Here is a 427-nt window from a genome sequence, read left to right on the forward strand (position 1 = left end):
GATTTGATTATTGGCGCAGATGGCACCAGTGCTTTAGCGACATTGGTGGAACGCCGCAGCAGGTTTGTGCTCCTCGGCAGACTCGGCACTGACCATACTGCCGCAAGCGTCAATGAGGTCATGGTGCGGATGATTCGTCGGCTCAAAGAGTCGATGGACACCACGATGTCGACGTTGACCTGGGACCAGGGAGTGGAGTTTGCCAAACACACGGAGTTTTCCGTCGCGGAGAATATCCAGGTGTTTTTCGCCGATCCGCATTCACCGTGGCAGCGAGGCAGCAATGAGCGGATGAACCGGGATATCCGGTTTTATTTCCCCAAAGGAACCAACTTTACCGATGTCACCGACCAGGAAGTCGCTGAGGCGGAGGCATTACTGAATAACCGGCCGCGGGTAGTACTCGGCGGGTTAACTCCCCGGGAGG

The 427-nt window shown here is 56.2% G+C and carries 1 protein-coding gene; it reads left to right on the forward strand.

The window, feature by feature from the left end:
* On the forward strand, positions 1 to 427 hold a 427-nt coding region (locus HMPREF2708_RS06710), incomplete at both ends, for an IS30 family transposase (protein WP_141762928.1).

Origin of the sequence: Corynebacterium sp. HMSC073H12 (assembly GCF_001837775.1) — a bacterium.
In the GTDB taxonomy this organism is placed as follows: domain Bacteria; phylum Actinomycetota; class Actinomycetes; order Mycobacteriales; family Mycobacteriaceae; genus Corynebacterium; species Corynebacterium amycolatum.